Annotated in this window: 13 protein-coding genes; 5 read left to right on the forward strand and 8 right to left on the reverse strand. The window is 74.2% G+C overall.

Features of this window, described 5'->3' with window-relative positions; all coding sequences use genetic code 11:
* Positions 1-78 precede the first annotated feature (78 nt).
* The 3 genes from ACGFXC_RS08110 to ACGFXC_RS08120 are packed head-to-tail and all read right to left on the reverse strand — an operon-like array spanning position 79 to position 2,860.
* Entirely contained in the window at positions 79-432 is a 354-nt protein-coding gene (locus tag ACGFXC_RS08110) for a FeoC-like transcriptional regulator (protein ID WP_393710654.1), read from the reverse strand.
* Positions 429-2,633, reverse strand: a complete 2,205-nt coding sequence (gene feoB, locus ACGFXC_RS08115; protein WP_393710655.1) for a ferrous iron transport protein B — start codon at positions 2,631-2,633, stop codon at positions 429-431. Before feoB ends, ACGFXC_RS08110 begins: the two co-directional genes overlap by 4 nt.
* Positions 2,630-2,860 (reverse strand): ferrous iron transport protein A, encoded by a 231-nt coding sequence (locus ACGFXC_RS08120; RefSeq protein WP_393710657.1) that lies wholly within the window; start codon positions 2,858-2,860, stop codon positions 2,630-2,632. The genes feoB and ACGFXC_RS08120 overlap by 4 nt, the downstream gene beginning before the upstream one ends.
* A 224-nt stretch (positions 2,861-3,084) precedes the next feature.
* Between ACGFXC_RS08120 and ACGFXC_RS08125 the strand changes: the two genes are divergently transcribed.
* Together ACGFXC_RS08125 and ACGFXC_RS08130 are read left to right on the forward strand one after the other, a co-directional pair.
* Entirely contained in the window at positions 3,085-5,295 is a 2,211-nt protein-coding gene (locus tag ACGFXC_RS08125; RefSeq protein ID WP_393710658.1) for a PP2C family protein-serine/threonine phosphatase, read from the forward strand.
* 285 nt (positions 5,296-5,580) lie between these two features.
* Positions 5,581-6,987, forward strand: a complete 1,407-nt coding sequence (locus ACGFXC_RS08130; protein WP_393710660.1) for an APC family permease — start codon at positions 5,581-5,583, stop codon at positions 6,985-6,987.
* A 90-nt stretch (positions 6,988-7,077) separates the two neighbouring features.
* Here the strand turns inward: ACGFXC_RS08130 and ACGFXC_RS08135 are convergent, their stop codons facing one another.
* Both ACGFXC_RS08135 and ACGFXC_RS08140 read right to left on the reverse strand, forming a co-directional pair.
* Positions 7,078-8,886 carry a glycoside hydrolase family 15 protein gene (locus ACGFXC_RS08135; protein ID WP_393710662.1) on the reverse strand — a complete coding sequence of 603 codons (1,809 nt, stop codon included), beginning with the start codon at positions 8,884-8,886 and terminating at the stop codon, positions 7,078-7,080.
* 128 nt (positions 8,887-9,014) lie between these two features.
* Positions 9,015-9,593 (reverse strand): DoxX family protein, encoded by a 579-nt coding sequence (locus tag ACGFXC_RS08140; protein WP_393710663.1) that lies wholly within the window; start codon positions 9,591-9,593, stop codon positions 9,015-9,017.
* Positions 9,594-9,704: 111 nt separating this feature from the next.
* On the opposite strand from ACGFXC_RS08140, the gene ACGFXC_RS08145 reads away from it, so the two are divergent.
* On the forward strand, positions 9,705-10,169 hold the full coding sequence (locus ACGFXC_RS08145; protein WP_393710665.1) for a MarR family winged helix-turn-helix transcriptional regulator: 465 nt from the start codon (positions 9,705-9,707) through the stop codon (positions 10,167-10,169).
* A 26-nt stretch (positions 10,170-10,195) separates the two neighbouring features.
* A complete protein-coding gene (locus tag ACGFXC_RS08150) occupies positions 10,196-10,486 on the forward strand; it encodes a YkvA family protein (protein ID WP_393710942.1) in 291 nt (96 codons plus the stop codon).
* 31 nt (positions 10,487-10,517) lie between these two features.
* On the opposite strand, the gene ACGFXC_RS08155 is transcribed toward ACGFXC_RS08150, so the two are convergent.
* Positions 10,518-11,174 (reverse strand): fasciclin domain-containing protein, encoded by a 657-nt coding sequence (locus ACGFXC_RS08155; protein WP_393710667.1) that lies wholly within the window; start codon positions 11,172-11,174, stop codon positions 10,518-10,520.
* A gap of 181 nt (positions 11,175-11,355) precedes the next feature.
* Here ACGFXC_RS08155 and ACGFXC_RS08160 point away from each other — a divergent pair, with 181 nt between their 5' ends.
* Positions 11,356-12,648 (forward strand): SUKH-4 family immunity protein, encoded by a 1,293-nt coding sequence (locus ACGFXC_RS08160; protein ID WP_393710669.1) that lies wholly within the window; start codon positions 11,356-11,358, stop codon positions 12,646-12,648.
* A 55-nt stretch (positions 12,649-12,703) separates the two neighbouring features.
* Here the strand turns inward: ACGFXC_RS08160 and ACGFXC_RS08165 are convergent, their stop codons facing one another.
* Both ACGFXC_RS08165 and ACGFXC_RS08170 read right to left on the reverse strand, forming a co-directional pair.
* Positions 12,704-15,523 carry an AAA family ATPase gene (locus ACGFXC_RS08165; RefSeq protein WP_393710670.1) on the reverse strand — a complete coding sequence of 940 codons (2,820 nt, stop codon included), beginning with the start codon at positions 15,521-15,523 and terminating at the stop codon, positions 12,704-12,706.
* 297 nt (positions 15,524-15,820) lie between these two features.
* Positions 15,821-17,173, reverse strand: a complete 1,353-nt coding sequence (locus tag ACGFXC_RS08170; protein WP_393710671.1) for a cytochrome P450 — start codon at positions 17,171-17,173, stop codon at positions 15,821-15,823.
* Position 17,174: the final 1 nt, after the last annotated feature.

Raw genomic sequence — 17,174 nt, forward strand, 5'->3', positions numbered from 1 at the left:
TGCCTCCCCGGTGGCGGCGCGCGGGACGGCCCGGTGGCGGGCGCGTCCCCCGCACGGGGGAGGCGTTCGGGTCATCGTCTACGGCGTACGGGTCCCGGACTCCCCGCCGCCGGCGCCCGGGGCGGCGGGGTTCGCCGCGGGGGTGAGGGCGACGAGGTGCGGGCCGGCCCCGGCCCGGCAGGACCCGCCGCGCTCGGCCGGGGCGCAGGAGCGGGCGGCGAGGGGGCAGCCCCCGCAGTCGGGGACGCCGAGCGCCGTGCGCCGCAGCCGGCCCTTGCGGACCCAGTACCCGGCGAGTGCCTCCGCCTCGGCGGCGGCGACCCCGAGCCGGGCCGCGATCTCGGGCAGCCCCTCGCCGGGGGCGGCCCGCTCGACCTCGCGCAGGAACTGCCGCAGCAGGCCCGGCCCGGCGGCCCCCGGGCCGGGGGTCACCACAGCAGCCGCCCGATCTGGAAGACGCCGGTGGCCAGCAGCCAGGCGACGCAGAGCTGGAGTCCGAGGCCGATGAGGGTGAGCCGGGTGCCGATCTCGGCCCGCTGCGCGGCGACGGTGGCCATGCAGGGGGTGTAGGCCAGGACGAAGACGAGGAAGGCGAGGGCCGCCGCCCCGGGGTGCCCGCCGGAGGACGCCTCGAAGGTGGCGCGCAGGCTCGCCGTGAACCCCGGACCACCGGGGCCGGCGTCGTCACCGTGCTCACCGCGCCCGGCGGGAGCCGCGTCCGGCCCGGAGGCGTAGGTCTGGGCGAGCGTGGAGATCACGCCCTCCTTGGCGACGAGCCCGGTCCCGAGGGCGGCGGTGGCGTGCCAGTCGCCGAACCCCGCCGGGGCGAGGACGGGCGCGACGGCCCGGGTGACGGTCCCGAAGACGCTGCGCCCCACCTCGGTGTGGCCGAAGCCGCCCGCCCCCGGCCCCGCCGGAACGGCCATCAGCAGCCAGACCGCGGCCGCCGTCGCCACGATGATCCCGCCCGCGGTGCGCAGGAACGCGGAGAGCCGCTGCCACACCTGCGCGCCGGTCACCCGCGGGGTGGGGAGCCGGTACGGGGGCAGCTCCAGCACCAGGGGCTCCTGCGGCATCCCGCGGAAGAGCAGGGGCCGCAGCAGCAGGCCCATGCCGAGGACCAGCAGGACGGAGGCGACGTAGAGGAAGAAGACGACGGTGCCGGAGCCCGCGCCGAAGAAGACCCCGGCGATCATCACGTAGACCGCCAGCCGGGCGGTGCAGCTCGTGTACGGGATCAGCATGCCGACGAGCAGCCGGTGCCGGCGGCGGGCCAGGACGCGGGTGCCGGCGAAGGCGGGGACGTTGCAGCCGAAGCCGACGACGAGCGGCAGGAAGGCCCGGCCGGGCAGGCGCAGCGCACGCATGAGCCGGTCGGCGACGAAGGCGGCGCGGGCGATGTAGCCGGAGTCCTCCAGCAGCGCCAGCAGGGCGAACATGATGATCATCAGGGGGACGAAGGTGAGCAGCTGTCCGACCCCGCCCACCAGTCCGTCCACCAGCAGTCCGGTCAGCCAGCCGGGGGCCCGGGCGGCCTCCGCCAGCCGCTGCGCTCCCCCGCTGACGGGTCCGGAAACGAGGGCTCCGAGGCCGTCCTGGAGGGGTTTGGCGAGGGTGGTGGTGGCCTGGAAGACGGCCCACATGACGGCCAGGAAGAACGGGATCCCGAAGGAACGGGACAGCAACAGCCGGTCCACCCGGTCGGTCAGGGTCGGCCGGGCGCGGGCCGGGCCGGGCACGGCCCGCCCGATGACCGCGTGCGCCCAGGCGAAGCGGGCCTCCGCGACGAGCAGCTCGGCATCGGCGTCCCCGTCGGCGCGGGCGAGCCGGTCCGCCTCGGCGCGGGCCAGGGCCTCCAGCCCGGGCGGTGCGTCCTCGGGCCCCTCCCCGCAGAGCAGGCTCACGGCGAGCCGGCGCGGCGGGTGGGGGTGCGCGGCTTCGGCTGCGGCCCGTTCGAGGCGTTCCAGCGGGGCTGCGACGACCGACCCGGCGTACCAGGCGGCGGGAGCCGCGGCCGGACCGCTCCGGGGGACGGCGGCCCCGGCGACCGCCCCGGCGGGGGCCCGCAGCACCGCCGCGACGGCCTCGCCGAGCCGGTCCAGCCCTGCTCCCGAGCGCCCTACGACGGCCACCACCGGCAGCGCGAGCTCCCGGGCCAGCGCCTCGGGGTCGGTGGCGGCGCCGCGCCGGGCCGCCACGTCCGCCATGGTCAGGGCGACGACGACGGGGATGCCGGTGTCCAGGACCTGGGAGAGGAGGTAGAGGTTGCGGGCGGGGTTGGCCGCGTCCAGGGCGAAGAGCACGGCGTCGGGCCGCTCTCCGGGAGGCGCCGTCAGCACGTCCCGGACCAGGGCTTCGTCCGGAGAATCGGGCTGCAGGCTGTAGGTGCCCGGCAGGTCGGCGACGCGCAGCGGGCCCGCTCCGGGGGCCCGCCAGGTGCCCCGGGCCACGGCGACGGTCTTGCCGGGCCAGTTGCCGGTCCGCTGGCGGGCTCCCGTCAGGGAGTTGAAGAGGGTCGATTTGCCGACGTTCGGGTTTCCGGTGAGCGCGACGAGCGGCGCCGTGGTGGCCGTCCCCCCGCCCTTCCGGTGCCCCGCGTCGGCCACCGTGGCGCCGGTGCTGTGGCAGCTCACCGCTCGCACCTCAGCCGCCCGGCCGTACGGGAGTCCAGCGCCACCCTGGCCGCGCCGAGCCCGACGAGCACCCCGCCGGTGGCGCCCCGGGCGATCACGGTGACGTCGGCGCCGGGCACGAAGCCGAAATCCAGGAGCCGTCTGCGGCTGTCTCCGCCCCCGCCCCCGGGGGCGATCCCGGTGATCCGTACGGTCGTCCCGGGACGGCTGTCATTGAGTGACGGCACCGGTGCACCTTCTTCGGGGTGGTTCCTCGGCTCGGGCGGGGTTCCCGGGCGGGAACGGAGTCGGTAAGGCAACCCTAAGCAGCCCCGGGCGGTCCGGAGCGCGGCCAAGGTCCCCGATCGGCCGGGACCTAAGACCGGCCGATCCCCGTCCCGCCTCGGCCGTTCGGCCGCCCGCCGTGCGGCCGCCCGCCGACCGGAGCCGCCGCGCGAGCGGAGGCGCCGGGATGCAGCGCCGGGCTCCGAGGGCGCATCCTTGCTGTGTGACGGCGAGACCGGACGGCGGCGGCCCCGCCCCCGACGACGCCACGGCCCGGGTGCTCGCGCGTGCGACCGTGAGCGCCGTGGAGGCTCTCGGCGGATACGCGGGCGGGGTGTACCTGCGTTCGGAATCGGCGGAACTGCTGCGGATGGCGGTGGTCACGGGGCTGCCGGGGCCGCTGTTCCGGCCGTGGTGGCGGATGCAGGTGAACCGCCCCTACCCCGTCGCCGAGGCCCACCGCTCGGGCCAGTCCGTGCACCTGGCGGACGAGGAGGCGGCCATGCGCCGCTTCCCCCAGCTGATGGCCGGACTGCCGTTCACCTTCGCCTCGCTGTACGAGCCGGTCGTCGCCGGCCGGGAGCGGTTCGGCGTGCTGTTCGTACTGCGCCCGGCCACCCCCGGGGTTCCGGTGGGGGCCGCCGACCGGGAGCGGCTGCGCGCCTGCGCCGACGGCCTCGCGGCGGAGCTGGCCGCGCTGACGGCGGCTCGCGGAGTCCCCGTGCGGTGGGACGGCGACCCGGTGGACGTCACCCCGCCCCACCCCCCGCCCGGCGGGGGCGCCCGGGAGGCCGTGGACCGGCTGGCGCAGGCCGTGCTGTCCGTGGACCGGGAGGGCAGGATCGGCTTCGTCAACGCCGCCGCCCTGGACCTGCTGGCCGCCGGGGCACCCCCGCCGCGCGGCCGGATGCTGTGGGAGGCGCTGCCCTGGCTGGGGCACCCCGCCTACGAGGACCACTTCCGGGGGGTGTTCCTGTCCCCCGTACCGGTGCTGTTCCCGGCCCGGCGCGGCCCGGGACCGGGCGGCGACTGGGTGGCGGTGGGCCTGTACCCCGGGCCCGACGGGGTGACGGTGACCATCGGCTCCACCGAGGAGCCCGTCTACGCGCCCGGTACGGCGGCCCGCCCGGATCCGGCGCTCGGCCCGCCCGCCGACCGCGCCTCGGCCCTGTACCGGCCGGTGGCACTCGCCATCGCGCTGACGGAGGCGGTGACCGCCCGCCAGGTCTCGGCGGTGGTGACGCAGGAGCTGCTGCCCGCCTTCGGAGGCCGCCAGCTGGCGATCTACGTACTGAACGAACGGCACCTGCACCTGGCCTGGGAGACCGGATTTCCCCAGGGGTTCCTCGACCGTTTCGACGGGGTGTCGCTGGACGTGCGGCTGCCGGGCGTGGAGACCCTCACCTCGGGCCGTCCGCTGTTCTTCGAGTCGATGGGCCACCTGGCCAGGGCCTATCCGGGGATCCCGCTCGACGCCGACGTCGGCGCCCGCGCCTTCCTGCCGCTGATCGCCTCCGGCCGGCCGGTGGGCTCCTGCATCCTCGGCTTCGACACCCCGCGCGGCTTCAGCCCGGAGGAGCGTACGGTGCTCACCGCGCTCGCCGGCCTGATCGGGCAGGCCCTGGAGCGGGCGCGGCGCTACGACAGCGAGGCCGCGCTCGCCCGGGGCCTCCAGTCGGCCCTGCTGCCGCACCGGCTGCCGGTCCTGGAGCACGTGGACACGGTGGGCCGGTACCTGCCCGGCTCGCTCGGCATGGACGTCGGCGGGGACTGGTACGACGTGATCGCGACCCGCGCCGGGCTGCTGGCGCTGGTCATCGGGGACGTCCAGGGCCACGGGGTCGCGGCGGCCGCGACCATGGGCCAGCTGCGCAGCGCCGTACGGGCCTTCGCGCTGAGCGGCAACACCCCCGACGAGGTGGTGCGGATGACGAACGAGCTGCTGATCGACCTGGACCCGGGGCAGTTCGCCAGCTGCTGCTACATCGAGCTCGACCCGGCCTCCGGCCGCGCCCTGGCCGTCCGCGCCGGCCATCCGCAGCCGTTGCTGCGCCGTCCCGGCGGCCGCACCGAGGTGCTGGACCTGCCCGGCGGGGTGGTGCTGGGCATCGACGGGGGCGGCGACTACCCGGTCACCGCGCTGCACCTGGAGCGGGGCGCGGTGCTCGCCCTCTACACCGACGGGCTGGTGGAGACGCCGGGAACGGACATCGACGAGGGGATCGAGCGGCTGCGGGCGGCGCTGGCGCGGGCCCGGCCCTCACCGCTGACGGAGACGGCCGACCGGCTGGTCGCCGAGGCGGGGAGCGCGGCCGACCGCCCCGACGACATCGCCCTGCTGCTCGCCGCCCGCACGGACGGGCCCCGGCGGGCCCCGGAGCGGCCACGGAACGGCTGACGGTGCGCATCGATCCAGCAAAGCGGAAGGAAATTCATCCGGCGGCGGCTGCGGTTCCCGCACCCCCGCACGGCTCAGCGTTTACGCGGTCTTGACGCGCGAACCGGGGCGCCGCCCGGCCCCCCGACGATGGAATCCGCAGGTGAACAGCTCTTGACCTGCGGATCTCGTGCAGATTGCATAGCGGCCCGGGAGCCCCGCAGAAACACCTTTGCCCGCGACCGCCTCGGAGGCGATACCGCTCCCGCTCTCCCCACCGCAACTGCCGATCGGAACACCGCACCGATGACTGACACGATCAGCGCTCCTCAGGCCCTCGCCCCCGCCACCGGGCCCGTACCGCAGAAGCTCAAGCGTTCCATCGGCGTCGTCGGCGGGACCCTGCTCACGCTGTCGTGCGTGACGCCCGCCTCGACCCTCTTCGTCGTCGTGCCCGATCTGTTCTCCAGCCTCGGCACCTGGACCGCGCTCACCATCGCCATCGGCTCGCTGCTCTGCGTCGGCGTGGCGTTCTGCTACTCGGAGCTGGGCACGCTCATCCCCAGCGCCGGCGGCGAGTACGCCATGGTGTCCACCCTCGCCGGGCGGCTGGCGGGCTGGCTGGTCTTCGTCCTGTCGCTGCTCGTGGTGATGATCGTGCCCCCCGTGATCGCCATGGGAACGGCCGACTACCTCTCCCCCGTGATCGACGTGCCGGCCCCGCTGGCCGGTGGCGCCGTGATGCTGCTGGCCACCCTCGCCGGACTGCTGGACCTGCGGGCCAACGCCTGGATCACCGGCATCTTCCTCGTCCTGGAGGTGATCGCCGCGGCGCTGGTCGCCGTACTCGGCTTCGCCCACGGTGAGCGGGGCGCCGGCGCGCTGGTGCACGGACAGGTGGCCGCCGAGGGCGGCGGCACCTCGACGGTGACCGCGATGATGGTGGTCTCCGGGCTGGCCATCGCGCTCTTCATCACCCAGGGCTTCTCCACCGCCGTGTACCTCTCGGAGGAGCTGGAGAAGCCGCGCCGCAACGTCCCGCGGACGGTGCTCGCCACCCTGGCGATCTCCACCGCGGTCATCCTGGTCCCGGTCATCGCCATCACCATGGGCGCCCCGGACCTGGACGCGCTCGCCGCCGGTGACCTGGGTGCGATGGTGACGGCCTGGTCGAACTCGGCCGTCGGCACCTTCGTCAGCCTGTGCGTGGCCCTGGCCATCGTCAACGCGGGCATCGTCATGGTCATCCAGAACTCCCGCGTGCTGTTCGCCTCCGCCCGCGACAAGGCCTGGCCCGAGCCGGTCAACCGCGGCCTGTCGCGCCTGGGCCGGTTCGGTTCCCCGTGGGTGGCGACCCTGCTGGTGGGCGTCCCGGGGGCCGCGATGTGCTTCGTCAACCTGGACACCCTGTACGGGGTGACGGGCGTCTCGGTGACCGGCATGTACCTGCTGGTCGCGGTGGCCGCGCTGTTCAGCCGCCGCGGGGCGCACGGCCGGGCCTCCGCCTGGCGGATGCCGCTGTGGCCCGCGGTGCCGGTCGTGCTGATCCTCGTCCTCGCGTACATCCTCACCCAGCAGGAGACCCGGTACCTGCTGTGGACCGGCGGGATCACCGCCGTGGCCACCCTGTACTGGGCGCTGTACCTGCGGCCGCGCAAGGACACGCGCTGGCTGGTGAGCATTCCGGAGACCGGGGAGGGTCTGGCGGACTGACCCGCGGCCGGACCGGCGGGTCCGGCGGACCGGGCGGGTGCGGCAGGGGCCGTCGCGGCACGCGGCGGCCCCTTCGGCGTGCCCCGCCGGTCAGGGGGCGGGCCGTCGGCCCGTCGGGGCTCCCCCGGCCAGGGTGATGGCGGTGTTGACCAGGCCGACGTGGCTGAACGCCTGCGGGAAGTTTCCCAGTTGGCGGCAGGCGACGGGGTCGTACTCCTCGGCCAGCAGGCCGACGTCGTTGCACGTCTCCAGCAGTCGTTCGAACAGGGCGCGCGCCTCCTTCTCCCGGCCGGTCAGGTGCAGGGCGTCCGCCAGCCAGAACGAGCAGGCCAGGAAGGCCCCTTCGTCCCCGGGGAGCCCGTCGACGGAGGGGCCCTCGGTGCTGTAGCGGCGGACCAGGCCGCTGGAGCCCAGCTCGGCCCGGACGGCGTCGACGGTGCCGATCACGCGCGGGTCGTCGGGCGGCAGGAAACCGACCCGGGGAATGAGCAGGGTGGCCGCGTCGAGTTCGCGGGAGCCGTAGTACTGGGTGAAGGTGCCGCGCTCGGCGTCGAAGCCGTTCTCGCAGACGTCGGCGTGGACCTCGTCCCTTATGGTCCGCCAGCGCTCCACGTCCCCGGGCACCGCCGGGTCCGCCTCCAGGGTCCGGACGGCCCGGTCGGCGGCGACCCACGCCATCACCTTCGAGTGCACGAAGTGGCGGCGGGGCCCGCGCACCTCCCACAGCCCCTCGTCGGGGCGCTGCCAGTTGTGCTCCAGGAAGTCGAGGAGGGCCAGCTGGATCTTCCAGGCGTGCCGTTCCGAGGCGAGGCCGGTGGCCCGGGCGAGGTGCAGGGAGTCGAGGACCTCTCCGTACACGTCGAGCTGGAGCTGGTCCACGGCCGCGTTGCCGACGCGCACGGGCGCGGAGGAGGCGTACCCGCGCAGCCAGGGCAGGTCGGTCTCGGGGATGCGGCGTTCGCCCGCGATGCCGTACATGATCTGGAGGTCGGCCGGGTCACCCGCGACGGCGCGCAGCAGCCAGTGGCGCCAGGCGCGGGCCTCGTCGAGGTAGCCGGTGGAGAGCAGGGCGCCGAGGGTGAGGGTGGAGTCGCGCAGCCAGCAGTAGCGGTAGTCCCAGTTGCGGACGCCGCCGAGCTCTTCCGGCAGGGAGGTGGTGGCGGCGGCGACGATCCCGCCGGTGGGGGCGTAGGTGAGGGCCTTGAGGGTGATCAGGGAGCGGAGCACGGCGTCCCGGTAGGGGCCTTCGTAGGTGCAGGTGCCGGACCACTCCCGCCAGTCGGCGAGGCTCTGGCGGAGCGCCTGGTACGGGTCGACCCGGTCGGGGCGCGGTTCGTGCGAGGGGTGCCAGGTCAGTACGAAGGCCACCTGCTCGCCGGGGCCCACGGTGAACTCCGAGCGGGTGCTGTTGTCCTCGCCCCAGGTGCGGACGGGCGGTTCGCTGCGGAACCAGGCGGAGTCCGGCCCGGCGACGGCGACCCGGTCGCCCTCGCTGCGCCGCACCCAGGGCACGACGTGGCCGTAGTCGAAGCGCAGCCGCAGGACGCTGGTGACGGTGACCCGTCCGGAGATCCCCTCGACGATCCGCATCACGTCGGGGGCGGTGTCGCGCTGGGGCATGAAGTCGGTGACCTTGACGGTGCCCTCGTCGGTCTCCCAGAAGGACTCCAGGACCAGGGTGCCCTCGGCGTAGGCCCGTCGGGTGCAGCGTTCGCCCTCGGCGGCGCCCTTCGGGGCGATGCGCCAGTGGCCGTTCTCCTCGTCCCCGAGGAGGGCGGCGAAGGAGGCGGCCGAGTCGAAGCGGGGCAGGCACAGCCAGTCGATGGACCCGTCACGGCCGACCAGTCCACTGGTCATCAGGTCGCCGATGAGTGCGTAGTCTTCGATGGGTTGTGTCATTTCTCCGCTGTTCCCCCGATTCCCCGGGACCAATCAGGCTGCCCGGCGTTGATCCACCGGCTGACGGCCCGGGGGTTCCGGCAGGAGGGTGACGCCTGCCGGAACGGGGGTGGCGCGGGGGCCGGCCGTCAGTCGCGGATGAGCAGCGTGACGGCCGCGAGGACCACGCCGAGGGCCAGGGCCCCGGCGCCCAGGGGCAGTCGGTGGACGCGCAGGGCCGGGACGGGCAGGAGCCGGTCGACGGCGTGGCGGCCGGGGCCGGTGAGGGTGAGTGCGGCGGCGGCCGCGGCGAGCAGGAACTCGTACTCCGCGCCCTTGGGGGCGAAGAAGGATCCGGCGCCGTGGACGGCGGCGGCGTTGATCATCGTGCCGAGGACGGCCGCGCCGGCGAGCGGGGTGAGGAAGCCGGCGGCGAGGGCGAGGCCGCCCAGCGTCTCGGTGAGGCCGGCGACGGCGGCCATGGTCTCCCCGGCCGGGTATCCGCTGGCGGTGAAGAACTGGCCGGTGCCGCTGATGCCGCCGCCGTCGAACCAGCCGAAGAGCTTCTGGACTCCGTGGGCGGCCACGGTCAGACCGAGGACGAGGCGCAGGAGCAGCAGGCCCGCGTCGTGGGGGGCGGTGGAGACGGCGGGCGCGGCGGGGGCGCCGGACTGCACGGCCGGTGCCGTGGCCTGGGCCTGCGTCGTGGTGGCGGAGGCGCTGGTCATGGGGGGGTTCCTTCCGGTCGGGACGGCCCGAGGGGAGTAGTTCACATTCGAACCGACCTCCCCGACCCTAACCAGTGATTCAAATTGGAACAAACCGTGTAGGCTGGGAGCATGGCTGAAACGAGATGGCTGGACGACCGCGAGATGCGGGCCTGGAACGGCTTCCTGGCCGCGTCCGCACTGGTGAACCGACGCCTCGACCAACAGCTCAAGGACGACTCGGGCCTGTCCCATCCGCAGTACGAGATTCTCGTGCGGCTCGCCGCGGCGCCGGACCGCGAACTGCGGATGACGGAACTCGCCAATGGCCTGATCAACTCCAAGAGCGGGCTGACGTACCAGGTCACGCAGATGGAGAAGGCCGGGCTCGTCCGCCGCCGCAGCTGCCCCTCCGACGTCCGCGGGATCTTCGCCGTCCTCACCGAGGCGGGCCTCGCCCGCCTGGAGGCGGCCGCCCCCGGGCACGTGGCCACCGTCCGGGAGGTCCTCGTCGACGTCCTGACCCCCGCCCAGCTGGACGCGCTCGCCGCCGGCCTGGGCGAGGTCAGCCGCCGGCTGCGCGAACAGGGCGCCTGACGGGGTAGGAGGCCCTCATGGACCTCATGGACGGAAAAGCCTGGATCATCCTCGTCGCGGTGGTCGCCCTCGCCCTGGCCGTCACCGCCGCCGTACTGCTGGTACGGGTCTTCGCCGCGCGCCGGCTGTTGCTCGACGCGGGGATCCCGCTGCGCGACAAGGCGCTGTTCTGGGTGGCCGTCGTGTACACCCTCTCGCCCGTGGACCTGATCCCGGACCCGGTGTACCTCGACGACATCGGTGTCCTGCTGCTCGCGCTGCGCTCCCTGCACGCGGCCGCGACCGCCGCCAAGGGGCCCGCCGACCGGGCCGCCTGACGGCGGATCGCCCGCACCGCCGCCCGTCCCGTTACTTCGGCATCAGGACGGTGTCGACGATGTACACGGTGGCGTTCGCGGTCGGGACGTTGCCGCAGACCACGTTCGAGGTGCCGTTGACCTTGTAGGACTCGCCCGAACCGGCCGTCGTGATCTTGCCCTTCTCCAGGGTGTCGAAGGAACCGTTGGCCAGCTGTCCGGGCGTGACCGTCTGCCCGACGACGTGGTACGTGAGGATCTTGGTGAGCATGTCCTTGTCGGCCAGCACCTTGTCCAGGTCCGCCTTCGGGATCTTGGCGAACGCGTCGTTGGTCGGGGCGAAGACGGTGATGTCCTTGGCGTTGTTCAGGGTGTCCACCAGTCCGGCCTTCTTGACGGCGGCGACCAGCGTGGACAGCGCCGGGTTGTTGGACGCGGCGGTGGCCACGGGGTCCTTGGCCATGCCGTCGAAGCTGCCCGCGCCCTCCTTCGGCACTCCGGCACACGCCGGGCCGAAGGGCTGGTCCGTCATGGCGGCCGGCATCGAACCGGAACTGCTCGGGGCGGCCTCGCCGGCGGCGGTGGCGGAACTCCCGGAAGCCTTGTCCGTACCGGAATCGGAGGAGCAGGCGGCCAGCGCGAAGGGCAGCACCGCGGCGGCGGCGACGGCTACGGCGGTGCGACGGAACCGGATCTTGTTCGTGTTCATGACGTCGTTCTCCCAAGTGGTCGACAGGAGCGGGAAACCGGGGCGGAAACGCCGCGGCCGATGCTCACACCTGGTCTTCGAAGCCGCCCGGCCGGCGGATTGGTCATTCAGCCGACCGAGTGAGGACCGGACCGCCGCTTGACGCCGCCGGACTGTCGGCGGGCGGTGGCACCATGACCCCATGCCTCGTGATGATCTTGCCTCCGCCGGTCCCGCCCCCGGCCCCGCCGACGCCCTCTTCGCCTCCCCCGCCGCCCTCCTGGACGCCGGAGCCGACCGCGCCCGCGCCCTCGCCGCTTCGGCCGGCGGGGTGGGGCGCGAGGTGTTCGCCCAGGCCGAGGCCGTGTTCGGCCGGGCCCCGGTGTCCCGGGCCGAGTTCGCCTCGTGGCTGCACTTCGCCGCCGGGGTCCTCGGCCGCCGGGCGTACGCCGAGGAGACCGCCGCCGCGGAACCCGGGATGCCGTGGCGGACGGTGTGGGCCTGGTGGCGCCCGGTCGGCGCCCACCGGGCCGAACCGAACCTGAGCGGAGACCGGAGCGCCGAGGTGTTCGACGCGCGCGACCCCGCCGCCGGACCGCTGCTCAAGGTGTGGTCCGCCTGGACCACCGAGCGCTGGTTCGACCTCGCCACCGGAGCCCGGCGGCCCGCCCCGGCGAGCGGGACGTACCTGCCCCGGGAGGCGGAGCCCGACGAGGCAGAACCGTTCCTCTTCGACGGCGACGAGGAGGGCTGGGCGCTGCACCGTCCCGGGACGTGGGAGGAGCCCCTGCCCCTCGGCGGGGGCCGCTTCCTGCTCGTGGAGGCGCGCGGGGTGCTGGTCGCCGAGCGCAACGCGGCGGTGACCGGCTGGCCCCGGGGCGGCCCCTCCTGCGCGTCCTGGGAGGCGGCCGGGGGCGAGCCGTGGTTCCTCGGGCCGGGCCCGGCCGCGAGCCCGCTGGACGCCGCCCGCCTGGAGGCGGTGTTCGGCGCGCCGTGGGTGGTGCGGGCGGCGCCGTCCCGGCTGCCGGCCGCGCTGACGCACGCGCCGAGCCGCGCGTTCCTGACCGGGACGGGCCTGCCCCGGCACTGGGCGGCCGGGGTGGCCTCGTTCGCGCTCGGCTACGGGGAGGAGGGCCCCGGACCCGCCGCCGGGGACCCGGACGGGCTGCTGTACCTGGGCGTCTTCGACCTGGGGTACGCGGACCGGGGGCGGGTGCTCCTCGACGGCCGGACGGGGACGGTCCTGGTCTCCCGCAACGGCGCGGCGCCGGTGCGGCTCACGGCGGACGCGGAGACCTTCGTCCGGCTGCTGGAGGCCGTCCGCCGGTTCATGGGGGCCTGCTGGGACCCGTACCCGGCGGAGGACGGCGCGGCGGAGTTCCGCCGCGAGGCCGCCGCGCTGGACCCGGCCGTCCTCGACACCGCGCAGCCCGCGGGAGAGCTGTGGGAGCACCTGTTCGCCTCGGTCACCGAGCTCGGCGTCGACGGCTACTGACGCGGCCGCCGGGAGCGGACCGCCGCGCGTGACGCGACGGCCGCCCCCGGTCCGCTCAGTCCCGCAGGGCCCGGGCGAGTCCCTGCCGGTCGGTGCCCAGCTTCGTGAACACCGCGGACAGCAGCTCCGAGACCGTCCGGGCGTCGCTCTGCGTCTCCTTGACGACGGCCGGGATGTCCAGCCCCTCGGCGATACGGCGCGCCACCTGCAGTTCGGCGGCCGTCAGGGAGTCCTTCTCCGCCGTGTACAGCCGGCGCGGGCGCAGTCCGGCGGAGGCCAGCTGGACGCGGGCCCGGGCGGCGAGCGCGTCGGCGCCGCAGACGGAGGCGGTCTCCATGCCCCGGTAGAGCTGCTGGGCGGCCTGGTGCGGATCGCCGAGGGTGTGCAGGGCCGTCCCGTGGTCGATCAGCGCGTGGGCGAGTTCGAAGGCGGCCGGGGACTGTTCGAGGTGCCCCACCGCCTCCTTGAGCAGCACCGCCGCCCGGGACGGGTCCGAGGCCGCCGCGGCGACCCGCAGGGCGTGCCCGATGATGCTGGGCGCCCCGAACGCGCGGGCCCGCGCGAGGCCTTCGGTGGCCGTGGCCCGGGCCTGCTCGGTGTCGTGGGTCACCTGGGCGAGGGCCAGGTCCAGCTGCCAGGGGCTCCACGACGGGTTGCGGGTGCCGCGCAGGTCCAGGCGCCTGCCCGCCGTGGTGAGGTGGTGCTCGGCCTCGTCGATCCGGCCCTGCGCGAGCAGCAGCTTCCCGTACACCGCCTGCGGATCGGGATAGACGACCGCCTGCGGGAAGCCGTCCGCCAGCCGGTAGGTGCGGGCGACCTGCTTGGCCTCGGAGACGTTGCCCCGGGCGAGCAGCGTCTCGATCAGGGTGCCGATGGCGTACCACTGGGCCGGGATGTTCTGGCCGATGCGGTCCGCGATCTGCAGGCCGTTGCGCACGAAGTCCTCGGCCTCGGCGAGCCGTCCGCGCCGGAAACGGACGTAGCCGAGCAGGGTGTACACGAACGACAGGTGCGCGCCGCGCCAGCCCTTGGCCTCGAACTCGATGATGCCGGTGTTGAAGAGCTCCTCGGCGCGGCCCGGCTGGTCGCAGTACATGAGGGTGAGGGCCACCACGGAGGGCACCTCGAAACCGAAGTCCTGGTCGGTCCAGCTCATCCCGCCGTCGAGCGCCTGTTCCGCGTACTCCAGGGCGGTGGCCGCCGGTTCGCCGCGCACGGTGGCGTCCCAGGCGCGCAGGCCCAGGATGTGCCGCTCGGCCAGTCCCCGGCCGACGACGCGCTTGGCGAACTGGGCCAGGAGCCGGGAGCGGGCGGGCGTGTTCTCCTCGTCCACCCGGACGGAGTTCCACTTGAACTGTTCGGCCTGCATGCGCAGCCGGGTCCGGGAGTTCGAGGCGCTGCGGGCCTCCTCGGCCAGGAGTTCGGCCGCCGCGGCCAGCTGTCCGGTGTGGCCGAGGGCCTGGGCGAGCCGGTAGGTGATCTGCTCCCGCAGTTCCTGCTCGGTCCGGGGCTCCTCCAGCGCGGTCCTGAGCTGGTTGATGGTCGTCATCGGGTCGTGCAGGAGGTTGGCGGAGCCGAGTTCGAAGAGCACCTCGGCCCGGTGTTCCGCGTCCGGCGGTTCGCGCAGGGCGCGCGCCAGGTAGCGCCGCGCGGCGTCGGGCGCGCCGGCGGAGAAGCTCTCCCTGGCGGCCCGGCGCAGCTGCTGGACCACCCACGGGTCGCCTTCGGGATGCATTTCCAGGAGGTGACGGGCGGCGGACGCGGAGCCGTGCCCCTCGTCGACGAGGGCCTGCGCGGCCATCCCGTGCATGCCGACGCGCACGCCGGGCGGGATCGACCGGTAGACCGCCGTGGCGATGAGGGGGTGGAAGAACTCCACGACCTCCTTGCGCTGCAGGCTCGTCAGGACGGTGAGGATACGGGCGGCCCGCAGCTGGTCGATGGCGTCGGCGGCCTGCGCCTCGCCGAGGGCGGCGACGTTCCCGACGATGCCGACCGGGACCGCGTTGCCGAGGACGGCGGCGGCCCAGGCGAGCCGAACGGTGGAGGGTCCGAGCTGTTCGAGCCGCTCGATCAGGCCGCTGCCCTTGACCGCCGAGGCCAGGTCGCGGAGCTGCGGGATGTTGTCCTGGTGCGGCTTGAGGCCGCGGTCGCGGCCCTTCATGCCGAGTTCGACGACCTCGAAGGGGTTGCCGCCGGTGATCGCCCAGCACTCGCGGCAGAACACGTCGTCGGCGCTCTCGCCGAGGGCCTCGCGCACGATGCGGGCCACCGCGCTCGTGGTGAGCGGGGCCAGCTCGTGCGGGCGCGTCCCCTGGCGTCCCATCAGGGCGCGCAGCGGCGCCGCGTCGGCGGGGATCTCGTCCGGCCGGCAGGCCACCATGATCAGCATGGCGAGTTCCTCGGCCCGCGCCGCGAAGGCGGCCAGCCAGGCCAGGGACTCGGCGTCGGCCCAGTGCGCGTCGTCGAGGACCAGGACGACGGGCGCTCCGCTGCGTACCGCTAAATGCGTGACGACCCAGTCCAGGCCGTCGCGCACGCCCTGCGGGTCGGGCGCCGCCGGGCCCTTGGGCGAGGCGGTCAGGCCGAGCGCCGGGGCGACGATGCCGTGCCAGCTGCCGAGCACGTCGCGGCGTTCGTCCTCGCTCATCGCCGCGAAGGTCGGCTGGATGAGCTGGCGCATCACGTGGAACGGAACCTGCTTCTCCTGCTCGCCGCCGCGGGCGGACAGGACGGTGCAGCCCCGCTCGGCGGCGTGCCGCCGGGCCTCGGCCAGCAGGGTGGTCTTGCCTATGCCGCCCGATCCGGCGAAGGTCATGACACCGCCGCGCCGGGCGGCCGCACCGCTGTCGGAGACTCCGAAGAGTTCGTCCACCGCGCGGTGGATCGCCAGAATTTCGGATTCCCGTTCGAGAAGGGGCTGCGTCGCCCCTCCTCTCGGTTCCGTGACATGTGACATTCCTGCCCCCTCCTGCGCGTGCGGCCGAGTGTACGACCCCGGGGGGCGAGATGTTGCTACTTAAACTTAATATTGCGGCATCTCGCCACTCCCGCGGAAGCAATGCTGTACTCTCGGCGGGCTTCATTGCGGTGTGACATGAAAGGATTGACGGAAACCGGACGAAAACGGCCGAAGATCAACCCTGATACGGGCAGAATCGGTCAGATTCCGTCATCGGCGGGCTATGGGAATCATCGGCAGTTCACTCGGCTGGGGAATGCCCGCCGGAACTTCACGCACCGTGACCCCGGGCGCCGGGGTCAGCTCCCACCGCGAGGACACCGTCGCCAGTGCGGTCAGGATCTCCGCCACCGCGAAGGTGTCCCCGATGCACTTGTGCTGTCCGGCCCCGAACGGGACGTAGCGGTGGTCCGTCGGGCGGTCGGCCGCGTCCTCGCGCCAGCGGTCCGGGTCGAAGACCGCCGGATCGGGGAACAGGGCCGGGTCCCGGTGCAACGCGTACGGGCTGTAGGCCAGTTCGGCGCCGGCCGGGATGGAGATCCCGCCGAGGGTGAGCGGGACCAGCGCGCGCCGGGTGAAGAGCAGCGGCGAGTGCAGTCTGAGCGCCTCCTGGAAGACGCGGTTCGCGTAGGTCAGCCGGGACAGGTCCGTGGCCCGGACCGGCCCCTCCCCCACCACCTCGTCGACCTCCTCCTGGAGGCGCCGCTGCACCTCGGGGTGGCGGCCGAGTTCGTGGAAGATCCAGGCCAGTGTGGTCGCCGAGGTCTCCGTACCGGCGAACATGATGGCGATCACCTCGTCGCGCACCTGCTCTGGGGCCATCGTCGCGCCCGTCTCGGCGTCCACGCTGGACAGCAGCAGCGACAGCAGGTCGTGTCGCCCCTCCTGCGCCGCCCCGTACTGCGCGATCACCTGGTCGATCATCGCGCGCAGCCGCGCGGCCGCCGCGTCGAAGCGGCGGTTGTGCGGAACGGGCAGCCGGTCCAGGGACTTGGGCATCACCGCACGCAGCAGCATGCCCTCCAGGACGACGGGCAGCGAGCGGTGCACCTCCTCGACGGCGGGCCGGCTCAGGTCTCCGGAGAAGATCATCTCGGCGACCGAGGAAAGGGCGTAGGTGCGCGTCTCGTTGACCATCGAGACCTCGCGGCCCGAGACCCAGGTGGAGGTCATCGCCCGCGCCTGACGCTCCATCACCTCCGCGTATTCGGTGATGTGCCCCCGGTGGAAGGCCGGTTGCATCATCCGGCGCTGCTTGCGGTGGAAGTCGCCGTCGGTCGTCACGATGCCGTTGCCGAACATCGGTCGGAGCCGGTCGAAGACCCGGCCGCGCCCGAACCGCTGGGCCTGCTGGACGAGTACGGCGTGGACGTGGTCGGGGTCCGTGAGGACGTGCACGGGCCAGGTGCCGATGTCGAGCCGCACGATCCCGCCGTGGTCCCGCAGCGACTCCAGGAACGCGATCGGCTGCCGCCACAGCTGCAGGGCGTGTCCCAGGACCGGTAACCGTCCGGGGGCCACGGGGGCGTTGACCCCCGTGCCGGCATGCTCCGCCTGTGCCATG

It is taken from the genome of Streptomyces sp. NPDC048507 (assembly GCF_043199995.1).
Classification (GTDB): Bacteria; Actinomycetota; Actinomycetes; order Streptomycetales; family Streptomycetaceae; genus Streptomyces.